Source organism: Coleofasciculus chthonoplastes PCC 7420, assembly GCF_000155555.1.
Taxonomy (GTDB): domain Bacteria; phylum Cyanobacteriota; class Cyanobacteriia; order Cyanobacteriales; family Coleofasciculaceae; genus Coleofasciculus; species Coleofasciculus chthonoplastes_A.
In genome coordinates this window covers 162957-169533 of record NZ_DS989841.1, presented here as the reverse complement: position 1 = coordinate 169533, position 6577 = coordinate 162957, and the positions used below count along the sequence as shown (strand labels likewise).

3 protein-coding genes and 2 pseudogenes are annotated in these 6577 nt (G+C 46.8%); 2 read left to right on the top strand and 3 right to left on the bottom strand.

Features of this window, described 5'->3' with window-relative positions; all coding sequences use genetic code 11:
* On the bottom strand, positions 1 to 957 hold a 957-nt coding region (locus MC7420_RS00720; protein ID WP_044204142.1), incomplete at its 3' end, for a DnaJ C-terminal domain-containing protein.
* A 132-nt stretch (positions 958 to 1089) separates the two neighbouring features.
* A pseudogene (gene dnaK / locus MC7420_RS00715) lies at positions 1090 to 3155 on the bottom strand (molecular chaperone DnaK).
* Positions 3156 to 3456: 301 nt separating this feature from the next.
* Here dnaK and MC7420_RS00710 point away from each other — a divergent pair.
* Together MC7420_RS00710 and MC7420_RS00705 are read left to right on the top strand one after the other, a co-directional pair.
* Positions 3457 to 4016, top strand: a pseudogene (locus MC7420_RS00710) (Uma2 family endonuclease).
* A gap of 224 nt (positions 4017 to 4240) precedes the next feature.
* Positions 4241 to 4864, top strand: a complete 624-nt coding sequence (locus MC7420_RS00705) for a Uma2 family endonuclease (RefSeq protein WP_006097828.1) — start codon at positions 4241 to 4243, stop codon at positions 4862 to 4864.
* 139 nt (positions 4865 to 5003) lie between these two features.
* Here MC7420_RS00705 and MC7420_RS00700 read toward each other — a convergent pair whose 3' ends face one another.
* Positions 5004 to 6554, bottom strand: a complete 1551-nt coding sequence (locus MC7420_RS00700) for a dolichyl-phosphate-mannose--protein mannosyltransferase (protein WP_044204138.1) — start codon at positions 6552 to 6554, stop codon at positions 5004 to 5006.
* Between the last annotated feature and the right edge of the window lie 23 nt (positions 6555 to 6577).

Here is a 6577-nt window from a genome sequence, read left to right as displayed (position 1 = left end):
TTCTAACAACTTCTGATACAATTCCCGCGCTTGGGGACTTGGCGTTTTTGGCACCACAATTTGAATCTCGACTAACTGATCACCCCGTTCCCCTTCCAGAGGATACCCCTTATTCGCGAGGCGTAATCGTTGACCGGATTGCACTCCCGCCGGAATATTCATTTTCACTCGCCCATCTAGAGTTGGTACGTCTACAGGCGTTCCCAATACCGCTTCGGCGGCTGTCACGGGTAACTGGCAAATAATATCTGACCCTCTCAGCTTAAAGAACGGATGCGGCGAAACTGTAATAATTAAAAATAAATCCCCACCAGCGATTCCCTGACCCCTGAGGCGTACTCGCTGATTCGTGACCATATTTCCGGGTAATTCAACTTCTAAGGATCGACCATCTTCGAGGCGGATTCGCTCAATTCCCCCGGTATAGGCTTTTTCTAATGGCAATGTTAATCGCGCCTCTACATTTTTCGGCTGGGCGCTAGAATTAGCTCTATAAGCTGTTTTTCGGGTTCCAGGACGAAACGAATCTGAGGACTCAACTCGCCCTCCTGTCCGTTCCGTTCCCATACCAGGACGAGGCGGACGGCGTCCTAGAAGTTGTTCAACAAAGCTGTTAAAGTCACCAAACTCACTATAGTCCACTTCTTGGCTAGAAGTACGCCCCCGACCATTACGGGAGAAGGTGGTTCTGACTGGACTGGTTTTCGCCGCCTTACGGGTAAATCCTTTCTTCTTAAAGAAATTGCCAACCTGATCATACTGCGATCGCCTGCTTGGATCAGACAGAACTTCGTTGGCTTCGTTAATATCCTTAAACCGTTCCTCAGCCGTCTTATCCCCTGGATTTACATCCGGGTGATATTTACGGGCGAGTCGCCGAAATGCTTTTTTTATCTCATCATTGGATGCATCGGGGGTAACTCCTAAAATCTCGTAATAATTCCGAAAGTTTTGCATTGTCGTTAGTCATTGGTCATTGGTCATTGGTCAAATAGTTCTTGCCCCTACACACCGGGCGGGTTTTGCCGCCAAGCTAGGGACAACAATCAATATTAGTCCCTAAACCCGCCCCTACACACTCAACACTATTTAAAACCAATCATCATCCTCTTCATCCCAATCATTTTCTAAGGGGGCGGAACGGACATCACGACGGGAATAACTTCTGGGTCTTTCGTAATCGCGTTGGCGACTGGATCGACCTGTCCCTACACCATAATCATACGGATCACGGGGTTCACGCGGTTCACGCCGTCTGGGTTCCCAATAAGCATCGTCTTCGTCTTCTCCGGTGAAGACACGGCGAATTGATCCAAAAAAGTCATCATCCTCATCTTCGGCGTAAGCTAACCGCACCTCCCGTTTGAGTTCATAGAGAGTATCTTGTAAATCTGACTGCGCCCGGTCAATCGCCCGATCATCATTTTGGGCGATCGCGTCTCGGAGTTCCAATACTAGGGCTTCAATCCGCCGCCGATACGCACTGGCAAATTGGGTGCCAAAATCCAGCGTCACTTCCTTGAGTTGACGTTCCGCATCCGTCGCCATGGTTTCGGCGCGGTTGCGCTTCTCTACCCGTTCCCGACGTTGACGATCTAATTGGGCATTTTCCTCGGCGTCGCGAATCATCTGTTGCACTTGCGACTCATTTAAGGTTGATGCACCTTGGATTGTCACACTTTGCTCCCGCCCGGTGGTTTTATCTAGGGCAGTTACCTGTAAAATCCCATTGGCGTCAATATCAAACGCCACTTGCACTTGGGGAACGCCTCGGGGCGCAGGCGGAATTCCGGTCAGCTTAAACCGTCCCAGGGATTTGTTATCATTTGCCATTTCCCGTTCCCCTTGCAGGACATGAATTTCTACCAGGGTTTGATTATTTTCGCTGGTAGAAAAGATATCCGATCGCCGCACGGGGATAGTCGTATTCCGGGGGATCAGCTTTTTCATCACCCCACCAATGGTTTCTAATCCCATCGATAACGGCGTCACATCCAGCAACAGCACATCCTTGACTTCATTACTCAGGATACCCGCTTGAATGGCGGCGCCAACGGACACTACTTCATCAGGATTCACATTTTGATTCGGTTCTTTGTCAATCAAACTCCGAACCAATTGCTGAACTAAGGGAATCCGAGTCGAACCCCCAACCCAAACCACTCATCAATTTGTACAGGCGTCAATCCCGCATCTTTGAAGGCGCGTTTCAGGGGACGACGTAAACGACTCACCAATTCCCCACACAATCCCTCAAACTGGGGACGAGTCAGTCGGGTTTCCAGATGCTTGGGTCCCTCGGCGGTGGCGGTGATAAAGGGTAAATTAATCTCCGTCACCCCCACCCCCGAAAGCTCAATCTTGGCTTTTTCAGCGGCTTCCATCAATCGCTGTAGTGCTTGGCGATCGCGGCGTAAATCCACGCCTTCGGCTTCCAGGAACTGTTCAGCTAGCCAATCGACGATTTTGCGGTCAAAATCATTTCCCCCCAATTGAGTATCGCCACTGGTGGCTTTCACCTCAAAAACGCCATCTCCCACATCTAGAATTGAAACATCAAACGTACCACCGCCCAAATCAAAGACTAAAATCGTCTGACTGTCCTGCCGATCCAACCCATACGCTAAGGATGCGGCTGTGGGTTCATTGAGAATTCGCAACACCTCCAACCCCGCAATTCGTCCCGCATCTCGCGTCGCTTGTCGTTGAGAATCATTAAAATAAGCGGGAACCGTAATCACCGCCCCCGTCACCTCCTCACCCAGATAGCGAGTCGCCTCATCCGCCAACTTCCGCAGTACCATCGCCGAAATCTCTTCCGGGAAAAATTCCTGCTTCAGGCGGGGACAGCGAATTTTAATCGCATCTTCTGGATCACGGCGAATCGTATAGGGGACGCGCTTAGACTCAGGATTGAGTTCGCTATATCGACGCCCTACAAAGCGCTTAATCCCATAAAACGTATTTTGGGGATTCAGAACCCCTTGGCGGCGTGCCATTTGTCCGACTAAGCGTTCCCCCTCCTTACTAAACGCCACCACAGAAGGGGTTGTCCGCATACCTTCTGCATTAGCAATGACAACCGGCTTGCCACCCTCCATGACGGCTACCACAGAGTTTGTTGTCCCTAGGTCAATGCCGACTACCTTGCCCATGCGTACTTTTGTCTCCTCTCGCTGTTAATGCCAAATCGCTGAATACAATAACTTTAGAGATTTTAATGGATAGTTGACCAGAGGAAGTGCGATCGCTGGTCATTTTACCTATTCTATCGTGAGGAAGAGGGGGAGCAATGTAGAGACAGGATGCAAGAAGCGTCTGGGAGCAGAGGATCGTAGGTTGGGTCCTTGGAACGAAACCCAACCTACGATAGGTCTATCGTACCAAGGCGCGATCGCGTCGCTTTTCACTAGAATGGAGTATATAATTTGCCGTCTCACCTTGCAGGCGATCCCCATGGTACAAGCACTCTCCCAACCACTAACATTGCCAGAATTTCTGCAACTGCCAGAAACCAAACCCGCCAGTGAATATATCAATGGAGAAATCATCCAAAAGCCCATGCCAAAGGGACGACATAGCCGCTTGCAAGGAAAACTCTGCGCCACTATCAATCAAGTTGCAGAGGAGACAAAAATTGCTATGCCTTCCCAGAATTAAGATGTAGTTTTGGTGTACGATCCATCGTTCCAGATGTTGCAGTTTTTCAGTGGGAACGTATTCCCTTCACTGCTGAAGGTAACGTACCAGATAACTTTGACCTTCCACCAGATTGGACGATAGAAATTCTTTCCCCCGAACAACGACCCAACAAAGTGTTGGGCAATATCCTCTATTGCCTAGAATATGGTAGTAGCCTAGGCTGGTTTATTGACCCTGACGATTTCAGCATTTTGTGCCTACAACCGCAGCAACAACCTGTGTTATGTCAGGGCGAACAAGTCCTGCCCATTTTGGGCGATATAAAATTATCTCTTAGCGTCAACCAAGTGTTTGATTGGTTAAAAATGGGGTAATCCGTTTTGATTCATAGACGATGGTGATAGCTTTGTAGCGTTGTAGCATTGTAGGTTGGGTTGAGGCACGAAACCCAACATTCAATCATGCCATAAACTTTGCTATGCCATTGGTGGTGCTCTGTTTAAAGATCTTAAACTAATACCCAAAATGATCCGGCTGTTTATTCCCTTAAGATAGATACAAGCCAAATCAAGCTGACCCATGGATGGGATCAATAACAATGGTTGCGATCGCAAAAAAAATCCTGACCTTCGAGGAATTTCTCAACTGGGATGACGGCTCCGGTAGGTCATTCGAGCTTTTCCAAGGAGTTGCTATGCCCCTCAGTGAACCCACAGCCAAACATGAAGACGTTGTTGATGGGCTTTGTCGTCTCCTGAACAACCACTGCCAAGGCTTGAATCTGCCTTATGTTCCCCGTCAGAGCAAACAAGTCCGGTTGAATAACGTCCCCGGTGAAAATGAGTCCAGTCGTAAAGCTGATATTGTCGTATTCACCAAAGAAGAATGGCAAAGAATGCGTCAAACTTCAGCATCTGCGGCAGCATACATACCACAACCCCTGGTTATTGAAGTTGTTAGCACTAATTGGCGGGACGATTACCGGATTAAATTAAATGAATACGAAACACTAGGAATTCTGGAATACTGGATCGTTGATTATGCCGGATTGGGAGGAATTCAATATATTGGATCTCCTAAACAACCCACTGTAACGATCAATCGTTTAATTGACGATGAATACCAGGCAGTACGATATCAAGGAGACGTGAAAATTATGTCCCCCCTGTTTCCTCTGTTAGAACTAACAACGCTTCAAATTGTGGCTATGACACAAGAGTAATCAGTTAAAATCCAAATCATCCTCTCAAGATGAGAGAACTAACTTTTCTGTGTAATCAGTGTCAATAAGTTCTCTTATGCCTACCTACATCTGGACAATAAATCCGTGAAATCAGTGTTTTGACCAATGACAAAATAATCTAAATCCAAGAACGGAACCACATTCGCAGTTGATGACCCTCAGGAGATAGAGGTAATCCTAAATAAATCGGCAACCAAAATACGAATGCCAACAGAATTAAACTGATAACCGTTATCGCCGCGATTTGCCAAGATTCTTGCTCTCGATGTAGCCAACGGTCAATCAGCCAAGCTAACCCTAACCCAGAAAACACAGAAGCTCCCATATAGTGGTATAAAAATGTACAGCGACTGACCCCAATCCAAGGTAATAACTGAGCCAGCCAGTTAAGACCTAAATAGAGACTAATATAATTCACTGTTGTCGGCGGAAAATAGCCACGCATTCCTGACCAAATACGCTGTAGCAACAGCAACAGTAACAATAAAATGGCTGCTGTTGATAACCACCAAAGGATAGGATTTCCCATCGCATGGACATCATAAATCACCTGACCATATCCCTTGGGTAACGGAGGGTAAGCCGGGACTTGTTCGCGGGTACTCTGGGCAGTTTGGTAAAAGTAAGCCACAGGTCGCAGCATAATTAGCCAAGTGTACCATTTAGAACAGTAGGGATGAACATCGGGTCCGCTACCGATTTTTTCGTGAAACGTCAAAATTCTATAGTGGGCTTCCAAAAATCCCGGTTGGGGATTCATTATTAGGTGTGGAATCCAGAGTAAGCTATAGGTTAGTGCTGGAATTAGAGCAAAATTTCCTAAAAATTGAATCCCGTTTAATTGAGTTAGATTAACTAAGGGAGTTTTAAGTATTGAGTGTTGAGTGTTGCCCCTTCGCTTCGCTGTAGTGCATGGTTTGTCGCGGCGGGTTTCACTACTATCGTCTCGTTTTGACCTAGATGCAAATAAACCCGCCCCAACCCAAGGTTTAAATTTTGAACTATCTCCTCTCCCCTGAAGCAACCAAGCGATTCCCCACAGAAGATAAATCCCGAATAAAAACCATAAGCCATTCCATTTAATACAAGCAGACGCGCCGAAAAAAGCCCCCGATAATGCCAAAATTATCCAGCGTTTCGACTGAGATTGATTGAGTGCGATTAACAAACATAAATTCCCCAATAATCCCAAAATAACCAAATAGACATTATTCAGTGCGTAGCGAGACTCAACTAAAAATAGACCATCCGCCCCGGCTAACAAAGCGGCGATTAACGCATAGCTGCGACGCCGATTAAGCTGATAGGCAATTCCGGCGACAACTAAGGGGATAAACGAACCCGTGAGCGCATTCAGCCAACGATAACTCCAAGTCGATCGTAATGAACCCGCCAAACCATTCATGGACTGCTGATCCCAGGGAAAATGAGAACCCAGCCACATCCCGATCGCGATAATATATTGGCTCAAGGGCGGGTGGGCATTGAAAAAGTCTATTCCGGTTAAATAGTTATTGGCAAATTTGGCATAATACACCTCGTCAAATACCAGCATATTAAATCGACCTAATCCCCAAGATCGAAGTAGGACTGAGGCTAAAAAAATAGCGATTAATCCAAGGCGAAACCAATACGTTGATAAGTGATGTAATTTATGATTCCCAATCATATAATACTAATGGCTAAATCTTA